The 14,041-nt window shown below is 56.8% G+C and carries 11 protein-coding genes, 2 tRNA genes and 1 other RNA gene; 6 read left to right on the top strand and 8 right to left on the bottom strand.

Features of this window, described 5'->3' with window-relative positions; genetic code table 11:
* Nucleotides 1–21: 21 nt before the first annotated feature.
* The 5 genes from FDP13_RS18990 (at nucleotide 22) to gpmA (ending at nucleotide 7,254) form a co-directional block, all read left to right on the top strand.
* The gene (locus FDP13_RS18990) at nucleotides 22–432 is read left to right on the top strand and encodes a copper-binding protein (RefSeq protein ID WP_012770566.1); all 411 of its coding nucleotides are present in this window, start codon (nucleotides 22–24) and stop codon (nucleotides 430–432) included.
* A gap of 12 nt (nucleotides 433–444) precedes the next feature.
* Nucleotides 445–1,704, top strand: coding sequence for a TolC family protein (locus FDP13_RS18995; RefSeq protein ID WP_143840153.1), 1,260 nt, complete (start codon nucleotides 445–447; stop codon nucleotides 1,702–1,704).
* Nucleotides 1,701–3,224: an efflux RND transporter periplasmic adaptor subunit gene (locus tag FDP13_RS19000; protein WP_143840154.1), complete on the top strand. Its 1,524-nt coding sequence runs from the start codon at nucleotides 1,701–1,703 to the stop codon at nucleotides 3,222–3,224. The genes FDP13_RS18995 and FDP13_RS19000 overlap by 4 nt, the downstream gene beginning before the upstream one ends.
* Complete coding sequence (locus FDP13_RS19005; protein ID WP_012770569.1) at nucleotides 3,221–6,358, top strand: efflux RND transporter permease subunit; 3,138 nt, start codon at nucleotides 3,221–3,223, stop codon at nucleotides 6,356–6,358. The genes FDP13_RS19000 and FDP13_RS19005 overlap by 4 nt, the downstream gene beginning before the upstream one ends.
* Before the next feature lie 143 nt (nucleotides 6,359–6,501).
* On the top strand, nucleotides 6,502–7,254 hold the full coding sequence (gene gpmA, locus FDP13_RS19010; protein WP_012770570.1) for a 2,3-diphosphoglycerate-dependent phosphoglycerate mutase: 753 nt from the start codon (nucleotides 6,502–6,504) through the stop codon (nucleotides 7,252–7,254).
* 98 nt (nucleotides 7,255–7,352) lie between these two features.
* On the opposite strand, the gene aroG is transcribed toward gpmA, so the two are convergent.
* Nucleotides 7,353–8,405 (bottom strand): 3-deoxy-7-phosphoheptulonate synthase AroG, encoded by a 1,053-nt coding sequence (gene aroG, locus FDP13_RS19015; RefSeq protein WP_143840155.1) that lies wholly within the window; start codon nucleotides 8,403–8,405, stop codon nucleotides 7,353–7,355.
* A 272-nt stretch (nucleotides 8,406–8,677) separates the two neighbouring features.
* Here aroG and zitB point away from each other — a divergent pair, with 272 nt between their 5' ends.
* A complete protein-coding gene (zitB, locus tag FDP13_RS19020) occupies nucleotides 8,678–9,613 on the top strand; it encodes a CDF family zinc transporter ZitB (RefSeq protein ID WP_143840156.1) in 936 nt (311 codons plus the stop codon).
* Between the two features lie 97 nt (nucleotides 9,614–9,710).
* Here zitB and pnuC read toward each other — a convergent pair whose 3' ends face one another.
* From pnuC to cpoB, 7 genes are all read right to left on the bottom strand, one after another.
* A complete protein-coding gene (gene pnuC / locus FDP13_RS19025) occupies nucleotides 9,711–10,436 on the bottom strand; it encodes a nicotinamide riboside transporter PnuC (protein WP_012770572.1) in 726 nt (241 codons plus the stop codon).
* Between the two features lie 21 nt (nucleotides 10,437–10,457).
* The gene (nadA, locus tag FDP13_RS19030) at nucleotides 10,458–11,504 is read right to left on the bottom strand and encodes a quinolinate synthase NadA (RefSeq protein ID WP_033575585.1); all 1,047 of its coding nucleotides are present in this window, start codon (nucleotides 11,502–11,504) and stop codon (nucleotides 10,458–10,460) included.
* Nucleotides 11,505–11,709: 205 nt separating this feature from the next.
* Nucleotides 11,710–12,426 (bottom strand): DUF554 domain-containing protein, encoded by a 717-nt coding sequence (locus FDP13_RS19035; RefSeq protein WP_143840169.1) that lies wholly within the window; start codon nucleotides 12,424–12,426, stop codon nucleotides 11,710–11,712.
* A 274-nt stretch (nucleotides 12,427–12,700) separates the two neighbouring features.
* Nucleotides 12,701–12,825: non-coding RNA, RtT sRNA (locus FDP13_RS19040), on the bottom strand.
* Nucleotides 12,826–12,868: 43 nt separating this feature from the next.
* A tRNA-Lys gene (locus tag FDP13_RS19045) sits at nucleotides 12,869–12,944 on the bottom strand.
* A gap of 28 nt (nucleotides 12,945–12,972) precedes the next feature.
* Nucleotides 12,973–13,048 (bottom strand) — tRNA-Lys (locus FDP13_RS19050).
* Nucleotides 13,049–13,221: 173 nt separating this feature from the next.
* The gene (gene cpoB, locus FDP13_RS19055; RefSeq protein ID WP_012770575.1) at nucleotides 13,222–14,040 is read right to left on the bottom strand and encodes a cell division protein CpoB; all 819 of its coding nucleotides are present in this window, start codon (nucleotides 14,038–14,040) and stop codon (nucleotides 13,222–13,224) included.
* Nucleotide 14,041 lies beyond the last annotated feature (1 nt).

A 14,041-nucleotide genomic window follows, 5' to 3' on the forward strand; every position in this document is an offset into this window, starting at 1 on the left:
CGTATTTATGGAGCTATTATCATGCGTACATTTTTCGTGGCCATCGCCACTTTTTTCGTGGTCACCACCACTTTGTTGTTCTCCACTTCACTGCTGGCCGAACAGCCTCAGCACCACACCATGACCGGCGAGATGAACGGTATGTCTCATTCGATGACGGGCGACATGAACCATAACGGTATGTCGCCTGCGCCTGCCGAATCCGCAACGGTCTACCACTCCACCGGCATCGTCAAGCAGTGGAACGCCAGCGGCGTTACGCTGGCGCATGAGGCCATTCCCGCCCTGCGCTGGCCGGCGATGACCATGACCTTCCGCCTGCCGGCGAACGATAACCGGGCGTCGCTGCCGCTGGGCAGCACGGTCAGTTTCAGCTTCGTGCAACGTGCGGACGGCTACACCCTGACCGACATCACACCGCAGCAACACTAACCGGAGACCACCATGCCTACATGCACGCTCCGCGCTCCGCGCGCGTGGCTGGCGATGTTGTTGTGGCTGCCTGCCGCGTCATTTGCGGCAGCGCTGGATCTGGATGGCGCGCTACAGGCGGCGGAACAGTACTCCGCCGATCTGTCCGCCAACCAGCACCGGATGAACGCGCTGCAAAACATGGCCGACGCTGCCACACAACTGCCGGACCCACAACTGAAATACGGCATCGAAAACGTACCGCTCGGCGGTAATAACAACCAGCGCCTGACACGCGAAGGCATGACCATGCAACGCGTCGGCATCATGCAGACTTACGTCAGCGCCACCAAGCGCGAACGTAAAGCGCAAACCATTCAGGCGGAAGCCGACACCGTGCGTGGCAATAGCGACGCTCTGCGCGCCCAGTTGCAACGCGATACCGCCCAGGCCTGGCTGGAACTGGCGCTCTCCCGCCAGACACTGCAAGACGTTGCCGCGCTGGTGCAGGAAAGCCAGCGTCAGATAGCCGTTCAAAAAGCCGGCGTAGCAGCCGGTGGCGAATCAGCCCGGGTGCTGGACGCCCGGCTGACGCTCTCCGCCATGCAGGATCGGCTGGCGGACGCCACCCGGGATGTCGCCGTCGCACAAACCCGACTCACCCGGCTGACCGGCATCGCCGATGTCGCCACACAAGGGCCGTTGCCCCGCTTCGAGCGCCTGCCTGCCGAACCGACGGTGTTGTACGCCGCTATCGATCACCACCCGGAAATCGCCCTGGCCGAACAGGAAACCCGGTTGGCACAGGCTCGGGCGGCGCAATCCGCGGTTGCGGCCATTCCGGATGTCGGCGTTGAAGTCTATTACGGCCGTCGCGGCAACAATTTCGACGACATGGCAGGCGTTGAGATCAGCATGGATTTACCGCTGTTCCAGTCCAGCAGGCAGGACAAAGATCACGCCGCCGACGTCGCGCGCAGCATGGAAGCCCGCGACCGGGTTGCGCTGGCCCAGCGGGAACATCGGGCGCAGCTCGATACCCTGCTGGCGCAATATCAAGCCGCTCAGTCACGCTGGCGCCGCCAGAACGACGAGGTGTTACCGCTACAGCAACAACGTATTCGGCTGCTGCAAAGCCAATATCAGAGCGGCAGCAGTGATCTGGCCGGCGTGCTGGAAGCGCGCCGCGCGTTGCTGGACAGCCGCATCGCCGCCCAGAACGCCGCCCGCGACATGGCGGCGCTGTGGGCCAATCTCCGTTATCTGATGCCACAAGGAACCGCTGCAAAATGAACCGAACTTTTCTTGTCAGCCTGACGATGGTGGCGCTGGCCGCGGCGGCGGCCGGGTATTACAGCGGCAGCCGCACGACCTCGCCCCATGTCACCGCCGCAACCCCCGACGCCAACGGCGGTCGCAAGGTTCTCTATTGGTATGATCCAATGGTGCCGGACAAACGCTTCGATCAGCCCGGCAAATCGCCGTTTATGGATATGCCGCTGACGCCGCGTTACGCCGATGAAGTGCAGGATAACGGCGGCGTGACGGTCAGCCCGCGCCAGCAACAGAATCTTGGCGTGCGTACCGCCCAGGCGGAGCGCCGTGAACTGCGACCTCAGGCGATCGGTTACGGCACCGTAGCGCTCAATGAACGCACGCTGCGTACACTGGTTGCCCCCAGCGGCGGCGTGGTCGAGCAACTTAACGTCAGCGCGGTGCAACAGCCGGTGCAGAAAGGCCAGACGCTGGCGGTGCTGTGGAACCCGAGCTGGGCGGCGGCTCAGCAAGAGTATCTGGCGGTACGCCAGTTGGGAGACCCAGAACTCAACCAGGCCGCGCGACAAAAGCTGGCGTTGATGTTCATGCCGGAAAGCGTGATCCGTCAGGTGGAGCGTAGCGGCAAACCGCAACCACGGCTGACCATCACCGCCCCGGAGAACGGCTACATCAACCGGCTGGATGTGCGTACCGGTACTCAGTTGACCCCGGCGCAACCGCTGTTTGAGCTGGCCAGCCTCGACCCAGTGTGGGTTGAAGTGGAGTATCCGGCCGCACAGGCGGCAGCGTTGCATATCGGCGACGAGATGCTCGCCATCAGCGACAGTTGGCCGGACGACACCTTTCGGGGCCGTATTGCCGAACTGTTGCCGCAGCTCGACACGGCCACCCGTACGCTGAAAGCCCGCGTGGTGCTGGACAACCGCCGGCAACGCCTCAAACCCGGTATGTACCTAACGACACGGCTCGCCGCCGGTACCGCCCGCCAGACGCTGATGGTGCCGCAACAGGCGCTGTTGGTCAGCAGCCGGCAGAACCGGGTATTGCTGAGCGACGGTCAGGGCTATTTCACCCCACGCCCGGTTGAAGTCGGCGTCATTCAGGAAGGTTGGGCAGAAATCCGCTCCGGGCTTAACGACGGCGACAAAGTGGTTATCTCCGGCCAATTCCTGATCGACTCCGAGGCCAGCCTGCGCAGTGCGTTGACTGCGTTTAGCGACAGTAGTGTTCAGGACAAAGTTCAGGACAAAATTCAGGACAAAGGTCCCGCATCAACAACGACGCACGCCGGCGATTACCAAACCAACGGCGTGATCAAAGCCATCAACGGCAAACAGGTCACTCTCGCTCACGACGCCGTACCGGCACTGGACTGGCCGCCGATGACCATGGATTTCACTTTCGATGGTGACGCACTGCCTGTAACCCTCCAGCCGGGCATGACGGTGACATTTCGTTTCCGTCTGGATGACAACGGTGCGCGCCTGCTGGCTATCCAGCCCGTCGCCGTTCCCCCCCACGGAGGTCACTTATGATCGCTTCGGTGATTCGCTGGTCGATCCAAAACCGTTTTCTGGTACTGGTAGCCACGCTGCTGATGGCCGGTTGGGGCGTCATTTCACTACAGAAAACGCCGCTGGATGCCCTGCCGGACCTCTCCGACGTACAGGTGATCATCCGGGTCAGTTATCCCGGCAAGGCACCGCAAGTGGTGGAAAATCAGGTGACCTATCCGCTGACTACCACCATGCTGTCGGTGCCCGGCGCGAAAACCGTGCGCGGCTTTTCCATGTTCGGCGACGCCTATGTTTACGTCTTGTTCGAGGATGGCACCGACCCGTACTGGGCGCGCTCCCGCGTACTGGAGTATCTGAGTCAAGTGCAATCCACCCTGCCCACTGAGGCAAAAGCCTCGCTGGGGCCGGACGCTACCGGGGTCGGTTGGATCTACGAGTACGCGCTGGTCGATCGCAGCGGCCGGCACAGCCTGGCGGACCTGCGTGCGATTCAGGATTGGCTGCTGAAATATGAGCTGAAAACCGTGCCCAATGTGGCGGAAGTCGCCAGCATCGGCGGCATGGTGCGCCAATATCAAGTGGTGCTGAATCCGGAACGGCTGCGTGCCCTTAACGTCACGCACCAGCAGGTGATCGACGCGCTGCGGGCGGCCAATCAGGAGAGCGGCGGTTCGGTTATCGAGCTGGGTGAAGCGGAGTACATGGTGCGAACTTCCGGGTATCTGCTGAAAACGGAAGACTTTCTCAACGTGGCGATCGGTCGGCGCGACGGTATCCCGGTGCTATTGCAGGATGTCGCGACCTTACGACAAGGCCCGGAAATGCGCCGTGGTATTGCCGAGCTTAACGGCGAAGGCGAAGTGGCGGGCGGCGTGATTGTGATGCGCTCCGGCAAAAACGCGCTGGAAACGCTGCGTGCGGTACACGCCCGCTTACAACAGGTTCGCCAAAGCCTGCCCGCCGGGGTGGAGATCGTCACCACTTACGATCGCTCATCGCTCATCGAACGCGCCATCACCACCCTTAGCCACAAACTGCTGGAAGAGTTCGTGGTGGTGGCGTTGGTGTGCTCGTTGTTCCTGTTTCACTTCCGCTCTTCGCTGGTGGCGATCATCAGCCTGCCGCTGGGGATTCTGGGCGCGTTTATCATCATGCGCCATCAGGGTATCAACGCCAATATCATGTCGTTGGGCGGGATCGCCATCGCTATCGGCGCCATGGTGGACGCAGCGATTGTGATGATCGAAAACATGCACAAGGTGGTCGAACAGTGGCGGCATCAACACCCGGACCGCGAACCGGATAACGCCACCTGGTGGCAACTCGCCACGCAGGCAGCGACGGAAGTGGGGCCGGCTCTGTTTTGCAGCCTGTTGATCATTACGCTGTCGTTTATCCCGGTGTTCTCACTGGAAGCACAGGAAGGCCGCCTGTTCTCGCCGCTGGCGTTCACCAAAACCTACGCGATGGCGGTATCTGCCGGCCTTGGCATTACGCTGGTGCCGGTGCTGATGGGGTATTTCGTGCGCGGCCGTATTCCCGACGAGCAGGCCAACCCGCTCAACCGCTGGCTGATAGCCCTGTATCAACCGATTTTACAGCAGGTGCTGCGGTTTCCTAAAACCACGCTGGCTGTTTCGCTGGCACTGCTGGCGCTGACGTTGTTCCCGCTTGCTCGTCTCGGCAGCGAATTCATGCCGCCGCTGGACGAAGGCGACCTGTTGTATATGCCTTCCACCCTGCCCGGCATTTCGCCACGCGAAGCGGCGCGGTTATTACAGCAAACCGACCGTCTGATCAAAACCGTACCGGAAGTAGCAAGCGTATTCGGCAAGGCCGGTCGTGCCGATAGCGCCACCGACCCGGCGCCGCTGACCATGCTGGAAACCACCATCCGTCTCAAACCGCGGGAACAGTGGCGGCCGGGAATGACCATGGACACACTGGTAGCCGAACTGGATCAAACCGTCAACCTTCCCGGCATCGCCAATGTCTGGGTGCCGCCGATCCGCAACCGGCTCGACATGCTGGCGACCGGCATCAAAAGCCCGGTCGGCATCAAGGTGAACGGCGACAATCTACATGACATCGAACAAGTGGCGGCACAGATAGAACAGGTGGTGAAACGCGTACCCGGCGTGACGTCGGCACTGGCGGAACGGCTGGCGGGCGGGCGCTATATCGACATCGATATCGACCGGCGGCGGGCCGCCCGCTACGGCGTATCGGTGCAGGAGTTGCAGTCGATGGTCGCGACACTGATCGGCGGGGAAAACATCGGCGAAACGCTGGAAGGCCGCCAGCGTTACCCGATCAACGTGCGTTACCCGCGGGAAATTCGTGACTCAATAGACGCAGTGAAAAATCTGCCGGTGGTGACGCAAAGCGGTGCGCGCCTGACGCTCTCCGATCTGGCCGAGGTACGCGTCAGCGAAGGGCCGCCGATGTTGAAAAGCGAAAACGGCCGCCTGTCCGACTGGATTTATGTCGACCTGCGCGGGCGCGACCTGAAATCCGCCGTGGAGGAGATGCAACGCCAGGTAGCGCAGCAAGTCACTCTGCCGCAGGGCGTTTCGGTTAGCTGGTCCGGTCAGTTCGAATATCTGGAGCGAGCGACGGAAACCATGAAGCTGGTGGTGCCCTTCACGCTGCTGATTATTTTCATTCTGCTGTACGTGACTTTCGGCCAGATCAAAGACGCGCTGCTGATTATGGGTACACTACCGTTTGCGCTGATCGGCGGCGTCTGGCTGTTGTATCTGCTCGGCTATAATTTATCTGTCGCCGGTGCGGTAGGGTTCATCGCGCTGGCCGGGGTGGCGGCGGAATTTGGCGTGATCATGCTGTTGTACCTGAATCACGCAGTGGAAAAACATCGCCGGCCGGGACAGGCGCTGACCAACGAGCAGTTGACGGCCGCCATCCGTGAAGGCGCGGTGTTGCGCGTGCGCCCGAAAATGATGACCGTCGCCACCATCATGGCCGGGCTGCTGCCGATCATGTGGGGCGGCGGCACCGGTTCGGAAATCATGCAGCGCATCGCGGCGCCAATGGTCGGCGGCATGGTCAGCGCGCCGTTGCTATCCATGTTGGTGATTCCGGCGCTGTTTTTGTTGCTTCATCGAAATTCGGTGGATAAACAGACAAGCTGAAACGATAAAGCCGCCTGTTTTATCGCCATTATGGCGGCATATAAATCAGGCGGCCAGATGAGTAGCGATTGCCGATAACCGCTCTCCGGCCCTATAATGGGCGCAGTTATCATAGAAATCTTAGTATATGAAGGAGTTAAGCTATGGCTGTAACTAAGCTGGTACTGGTGCGACATGGTGAGAGCCAGTGGAACAACGAAAACCGCTTCACCGGCTGGATGGACGTTGATCTGTCCGAAAAAGGCGTCAATGAAGCCAAACAGGCAGGTAAACTGCTGAAAGAAGAAGGTTTCAGCTTTGATTTTGCCTACACCTCTGTGCTGAAACGTGCCATTCACACCCTGTGGAACGTGCTGGACGAGTTGGATCAGGCCTGGCTGCCGGTAGAAAAATGCTGGAAACTGAACGAACGTCACTACGGTGCGTTGCAGGGCCTGAACAAGGCGGAAACCGCTGAGAAATACGGCGACGATCAGGTGAAACTGTGGCGTCGCGGCTTCGCGGTTACTCCGCCGGAACTGACCCGTGACGACGAACGTTTCCCAGGCCACGACCCGCGTTACGCGTCGCTGAGCGATAAAGAGCTGCCGCTGACCGAAAGTCTGGCGCTGACTATCGAACGCGTAGTGCCGTACTGGAATGAAAACATTCTGCCGCGTATCAAAAAAGGCGAGCGCGTGATCATCGCCGCTCACGGCAACTCACTGCGTGCGCTGGTGAAATATCTGGATAACATGAGCGAAGAAGAAATTCTGGAGCTGAATATCCCGACCGCCGTACCGCTGGTTTACGAATTCGACGAAAACTTCAAACCGATCAAACGCTACTATCTGGGCAATGCCGACGAGATCGCGGCCAAAGCAGCCGCAGTAGCGAATCAGGGTAAAGCGAAGTAATTGCCGAGACACCAAACATCACCTGTATACCTCGGGTGATGTTCAGCCATAAAAAAACCCGGTTTAACCGGGTTTTTTCTTGCCGACGATAACGGGTATTAGCCGCGACGCTGGCGCACCGCCGCCGCCAGTTGACGCAGCAGGCTCTCGGTATCATCCCAGCCGATGCAAGCATCGGTGACGCTCTTGCCATATACCAGCGGTTCGCCGCTTTCCAGGCTCTGGTTACCTTCCACCAGATGGCTTTCCACCATCACGCCCATGATCGCCTGCTCGCCACCGCCGACCTGACGGCACACATCTTCGCAAACGTCCATCTGCTTTTTAAACTGCTTGCAGCTGTTGGCATGGCTGAAATCAATCATCACCTGTGTCGGCAGACCGGCTTTTTCCAGACCGACTTTCACCGCCTGCACATGCTCCGCACTGTAGTTAGGCGCTTTGCCGCCGCGCAGAATGATATGGCAGTCGTGGTTACCGCTGGTATTAACGATCGCCGAATGACCCCACTTGGTTACCGACAGGAAACAGTGCGGCGCACGAGCGGCATTAATGGCGTCAATCGCTACCTTGATGGTGCCGTCAGTACCGTTCTTGAAACCAACCGGGCAAGACAAGCCGGACGCCAGTTCGCGATGCACCTGAGATTCGGTGGTGCGAGCGCCGATGGCCCCCCAGCTCATCAGGTCCGCCACGTACTGCGGCGTGATCATATCCAGAAACTCACCCGCCGCCGGCAAACCGGTGTCGTTGATATCCAGCAGCAACTGGCGGGCAATACGCAGACCATCGTTGATCTGGAAGCTGTTATCCATGTGCGGATCGTTGATCAACCCTTTCCAACCCACAGTCGTACGCGGCTTTTCAAAATAGACGCGCATCACCACTTCTAAATCGTCATGCAGTTCTTCGCGTAATTTCAGCAAACGCGCGGCATACTCTTTAGCCGCTTTCGGATCATGGATGGAACATGGCCCAATCACCACCAGCAGGCGGTCGTCATTACCTTTCAGGATCTTGTGAATGGCATTACGGGCATTAAACACGGTCTGTGCTGCGTGTTCAGTGGCCGGAAACTTCTCCAGCAACGCAACAGGGGGAAGCAATTCTTTAATTTCTTTAATTCTCAAATCGTCATTCTGGTAATTCATAATGGGTCCATGTCTCCGCAGCAACAGACGGTAGCCCTCTGTCTGCCCGGAGTAAAAAACGAAAAAATAAAAACGTCGTCGTTCATATTGCAGGCTGGCTATTATAAGTCAAGCGGCTAAAACATGGCGCAATAATGCCCACCCGTTTTTACGGCTACCATTATTGGCTCCGGGAACGGCTCGGCCATGCCGATCACAGGCATCAGCCAGGGCTTTGTCGGCTGACGCGGGCGGCGTCAAATCGGATTCATCAACCTGATACAGGATATACCATGGCCCATTCACACCCGACCGACCAGTCCGGACACGACAGCATGAAGCGTCTGAAACTGGCTTTCGCCATTACCGCTACCTTTATGCTCGCCGAAGCTATCGGTGGGCTGCTATCCGGCTCGCTGGCCTTGCTGGCGGATGCCGGGCATATGCTCACCGATGCAGTCGCCTTACTGGTAGCGCTGCTGGCCGTTCGCTTTGCTCAGCGAAAACCGACTGTTCAGCATACATTCGGCTATTTACGCCTGACCACCCTGGCCGCGTTCGTCAACGCCATAGCTCTGCTGGCGATTACCGGATTCATCGTCTGGGAGGCTATCCAGCGCTTTCAGACTCCACAGCCTATTGCCGGCACACCTATGTTGCTGATTGCCATCGGCGGCTTGATTGCGAATCTGGTCGCGCTGTGGCTATTGCATCACGGTAGCGGCGAAAAGAACATCAACGTTCGAGCGGCGGCGTTACATGTTATGGGGGACTTGCTGGGTTCGGTCGGCGCTATCGGCGCCGCGTTGATTATCATGTTGACAGGCTGGACGCCGATCGACCCAATCCTGTCGGTATTAGTCTCGATACTGGTGCTGCGCAGTGCCTGGCGCCTGATGAAAGAGAGCGTGCACGAACTGCTGGAGGGGACGCCTGCCCGTATCGACATCGATCAACTAAAACGGAAACTGACGACGGACATTCCGGAAATACGCGATGTGCACCATGTCCATTTATGGCAAGTAGGCGAAAGGCCGTTAATGACGCTGCACGCCCAGGTGATTCCCCCACACGACTACGATGCATTATTACAGCGTATCCAACACTATCTGCTGGATCATTATCAAATTGCCCATACCACCATCCAGATTGAGTATCAGGCGTGTGACGATGACCATTGCGATATCGCCCATCAAGGCAACGCCCAGCCGCACAGTCATTCACATTAACGCGGGCGGGCGGAGCGGCCACGCTGCCAGCCTGGACAGCCTGGACAGCCTGGACAGCCTGGACAGCCTGGACAGCCTGGCCGCCGGTTTACACGACTTACATCACCCGCGCCAGCGGCTGCGAGTGATTATTTCGGGCGCATTTTACCCACAACCAGGCTCCGTTCAGCGCAATCAACGTCAGCACCATATATTGCAGCGACATGGCATAAACGCCCTGATAAGCAAAAATCACCACGCTGATGATGTCGATGATTACCCACAACAGCCAGTTTTCCACATATTTACGGGTCATCAGCAACATCGCCGCCACCGACAACACCGTCATGGCTGAATCCCAGAAGGGAAACGCATCCGGTTGCAGCGTCGGCATTGATACATCCAGACCTGCGCCCTGCATCAGCATCACCGCAATACGGGTCAACAGGGAGAAGAACGGATCGATATACCGGGACATCAGCGCAATGGCGACCACACATCCGATGCTCCAGCCTAGCGCTTGTCGGCGCGACAACCAGCGGACCTGCAACGCCGCTTCCTTGTCCTCGGTAGTACGACTCCAGGCATACCAGCCATAGACGTTGGCGGCGAGAAAGAAAATCTGCAACAACAAGCTGGCGTATAACTGAATCTGAAAGAAGATCAATGCAAACAACGATACATTGACCAGCCCAAACAGATAATTGGCGATTTTTTCCAGACTCGCCAACCAGATACATATCAGGCCGAATAACGTCCCCAACGCTTCAACCCATGACAGGTCATAACCATTGGCCCCTAACGGGATGTGAACCAGAATATTGCTGGTGCTAAAAAAATCCATCTCTGCTCCTAATGACGGTGACTATGACCTGAGTGTAGCCGCGAACTCCAGCATCCGGTTTAACGGCAGCAGAGCACGCCGACGAATATCAGCATCGACCTCAATAGCGTGGTGAGACACCGACGGCTGCGCCAACGCTGCGGCTATCGCTTCCAACCCATTCATCGCCATCCACGGGCAATGAGCACAACTGCGACAGGTTGCGCCTTCACCGGCCGTCGGCGCCTCCAGCAGCACCTTTTCCGGGCAAGCCTGCTGCATCTTGTAAAAGATACCGCGATCGGTCGCCACAATCAGTTCTGGATGCGGCAACTGCTTCGCGGCATGGATCAGTTGACTGGTCGAGCCTACCGCATCCGCCATCTCGACGACGCTTTGTGGAGACTCAGGATGGACCAGTACCGCGGCTTGCGGGTATAACGCCTTCATCCGTTTTAATGCCTGGGTTTTGAATTCGTCATGCACGACGCAAGCGCCCTGCCAGCACAGTACGTCGGCCCCCGTCTGTTTTTGCACATAATGACCGAGGTGACGATCCGGCGCCCAGATAATCTTTTCGCCCAAACTATCCAGATGTTCGATGAGCTCCACAGCAATGCTGGAGGTCACCACCCAATCTGCCCGCGCTTTAACCGCCGCCGAGGTATTGGCGTACACCACCACGGTGCGTTCTGGATGGCTATCACAAAAAGCGCTGAACGCCTCGACCGGGCATCCTAAATCCAATGAGCATTCGGCTTCCAGCGTAGGCATCAGCACGGTTTTCTCCGGACTCAGTATCTTCGCCGTTTCCCCCATAAACCGAACGCCGGCAACCACCAGCGTACCGGCAGAATGGTTACGGCCGAAACGCGCCATTTCCAGCGAATCCGCCACGCAACCACCGGTTTCCTCGGCAAGGGACTGAATCTCCGGGTCGGTGTAATAGTGCGCCACCAGCACCGCGTTACGGGCTTTTAGTTGGCTCTTAATGTGGTGACGGAGCTGTTGTTTTTCCTCTTCTGATAACCGCCTGGGTTTGGCGGGAAAAGGGTAATCAATGACAGGTGGTTCAAAAAACAGGCTCATCATGGGATTCCGTGCAGTTTCCAGCGTAAAGGCAAAGGGGTTAACACGCATTTCGTTTTATATACTAAACAAAATATCGTAATAGTATCCCAAAGTCTGCTTTTTCTTTGTTAATAAATTTCAGAAATGCTCGATGTGTTTAATTTATTAAAAATGAAAGCGTGCGGGTGCACAAGGCGGCCTGAGCAGGCCGCCTGAAAGGTTATCAGGAAAACAGGCGATGCCAGTAAAGCGAGAAAGGAATAATCAGCACGAGCGCAGGCAGGAAGTTAACCACAGCGAAGGTTTTGATCTGAGCGATACGTAATCCGACCGCCATCATCACGATACCGCCACACGCCGCAAAATCTCCCATCGTTACCTCATTCATAAACGGCATGATCAGTCTGGCAGAGAAAAATAATAGCGACTGCACCAAAAGCTGAGGTATGGCGATCGACATGACGGCGACACCCAGCGTAATCGCAAAAATCAGCGCCGTAAAAATATCGAGCGCTGATTTAATGATCAGCAGTTGATAATCGCCGGTCAGTCCTTCCGTCATTGCGCCAACGACCCCGGTACCGCTGGCACAAAACAACACAATCAATGCCGTAAAATTCTGGGTGTACACATCCTGCGGCAACTTATGCTCAGGCGGCGAAACAACCCGACTCAGCAGGCGTTCAATCACTATCGCCCCTTTCTGAACACCGGCTTCGAGACGAAGCAACTCACCGATGCCCACCCCCAGAATAATCGCCAGTGCCACTGCCGGCAGTTGATGAACTTTTATCACCAACGTCACCCCCATCGCAATCGACACCATGGCAAACGCCGGCGGTAAGCCATCACGCATACGTTGAGGAATAAAGCGGCGTAATGCTACGCCCAGTGCGCCGCCAATTAAAATAGCGGCACCATTGATAACCGGACCAATCATCATCACGTATCTCTTAGGCGTATTCTTCGACTTATCGGGCTAAGACGGAACATCGCCGTCAATCAAAAAAGAAGCCATTACTATACGCCAAATGTCAGGGTGTGATTAAACCGGGTTAAGGCAAAAACAGATATAACAAAAACCAACATAGAAAGAGGATGCGCTGTTGTCTCGCTCCGCTCGACTCGAACCTGAATGCAGCTTCTCACCTGCACGACAGCGTGATGTCTGAAACAACAGGGAGCGAATTAAAGGAGAGTGATTTATTTAGCGGTGGTGGGTCGTGCAGGATGACTCGGCCGGCGGCCTCGCCCTTCGGGCCAGCGCAACGCGCTGTTGTCTCACTTCGCTCGGCTCGAACCTGAACGCAGCTTCTCACCCGCACGACACCGTGGTACATGGTGCATAACGAGAGAATCAGCAAGAGTGATGTATTTAGCGGTGGTGGGTCGTGCAGGATTCGAACCTGCGACCAATTGATTAAAAGTCAACTGCTCTACCGACTGAGCTAACGACCCGCTACGGAATGGCTACATAGAGATTGTTTGGTGGGTCGTGCAGGATTCGAACCTGCGACCAATTGATTAAAAGTCAACTGCTCTACCGACTGAGCTAACGACCCAAACATTCGGCTGCTTTTAGCGATTCAGCATCGCCTTGGCAACGGCGGCATATATTACTAATATAATTTTTCTGTGCAACACATTTTCCAAAAAAAAAGCTCAACTGCTTATCCCTTGAACGTTCCAGCGCAAAAACCACGCATAACGCGCAGTTTTTGCACCAGAAAGGGAATCACAAACTGTCTAAACGCTTCTGAGCCTGTTTTGCACCATCAGTGTTGGGATAGTTCTTTATCACCTGCTGGTAGACTGCCTTGGCTTTATCAGTCTGACCTTTTTCTTGCATGATGAGGCCAACTTTAAACATGGCTTCTGATGCTTTAGGTGATTTAGGATAACTTTTGACGACGTTAGCGAAATAGTACGCCGAATCGTCTTTTTTACCCTTGTTGTAGAACAATTGTCCTAACCAGTAATTCGCATTCGGCTGGTAGGTTGAATCAGGGTATTTCTTGACGAAATTCTGAAACGCTACAATTGCCTGGTCATACTGCTTTTTTTCCAGCACCAACGAAGCAGCCGCGTTGTAATCGGTATTGGCATCGCCGGTCATGGCTGGCGCCGCCGCCGAATGAGCCGCCGCACTGTTTGCAGCCCCGGTATCGGTGGCTGCAGCCGGTGCAGATGCCGCCGATGCATTACCCGCTGATGACGCGCCAGAAGAGGATTGAGCGCCACTCTGAGAACCCAGGCTGTCAATCTGTTGATAGATCTGCTTCTGACGTTCAACGACCTGATTCAACTGATACTGGTTTTCCTGGATCTGGCCGCGCAAGCCATCGATGTCGCGCTGAGTGTCGGCGAGTTGTTGCTGAAGTTGGGTTAATAATTGACTATGAGCGTTGGAGATACGCTCCAGCTGAGTGACTCGATCTTCTACCGAGCCTGAGCCGACATTACTGATTGGCGCCTGGGCAGTAGCGGCCCAGGGGGCCGCTACGCCAACCAGTAACGACAGACTCAACATGTGATGTCTGAAGTTACTGCTCATG

The sequence above is a fragment of the Dickeya sp. ws52 genome (genome assembly GCF_007210685.1).
Taxonomy (GTDB): Bacteria; Pseudomonadota; Gammaproteobacteria; order Enterobacterales; family Enterobacteriaceae; genus Dickeya; species Dickeya chrysanthemi.

Excerpts from the sequence above, each read along its gene's own strand:
- FDP13_RS18990 (WP_012770566.1), top strand. The coding sequence starts at position 22 with ATGCGTACATTTTTCGTGGCCATCGCCACTTTTTTCGTGGTCACCACC.
- FDP13_RS18995 (WP_143840153.1), top strand. The coding sequence starts at position 445 with ATGCCTACATGCACGCTCCGCGCTCCGCGCGCGTGGCTGGCGATGTTG.
- FDP13_RS19000 (WP_143840154.1), top strand. The coding sequence starts at position 1,701 with ATGAACCGAACTTTTCTTGTCAGCCTGACGATGGTGGCGCTGGCCGCG.
- FDP13_RS19005 (WP_012770569.1), top strand. The coding sequence starts at position 3,221 with ATGATCGCTTCGGTGATTCGCTGGTCGATCCAAAACCGTTTTCTGGTA.
- gpmA (WP_012770570.1), top strand. The coding sequence starts at position 6,502 with ATGGCTGTAACTAAGCTGGTACTGGTGCGACATGGTGAGAGCCAGTGG.
- aroG (WP_143840155.1), bottom strand. The coding sequence starts at position 8,405 with ATGAATTACCAGAATGACGATTTGAGAATTAAAGAAATTAAAGAATTG.
- zitB (WP_143840156.1), top strand. The coding sequence starts at position 8,678 with ATGGCCCATTCACACCCGACCGACCAGTCCGGACACGACAGCATGAAG.
- pnuC (WP_012770572.1), bottom strand. The coding sequence starts at position 10,436 with ATGGATTTTTTTAGCACCAGCAATATTCTGGTTCACATCCCGTTAGGG.
- nadA (WP_033575585.1), bottom strand. The coding sequence starts at position 11,504 with ATGAGCCTGTTTTTTGAACCACCTGTCATTGATTACCCTTTTCCCGCC.
- FDP13_RS19035 (WP_143840169.1), bottom strand. The coding sequence starts at position 12,426 with ATGATTGGTCCGGTTATCAATGGTGCCGCTATTTTAATTGGCGGCGCA.
- cpoB (WP_012770575.1), bottom strand. The coding sequence starts at position 14,040 with ATGAGCAGTAACTTCAGACATCACATGTTGAGTCTGTCGTTACTGGTT.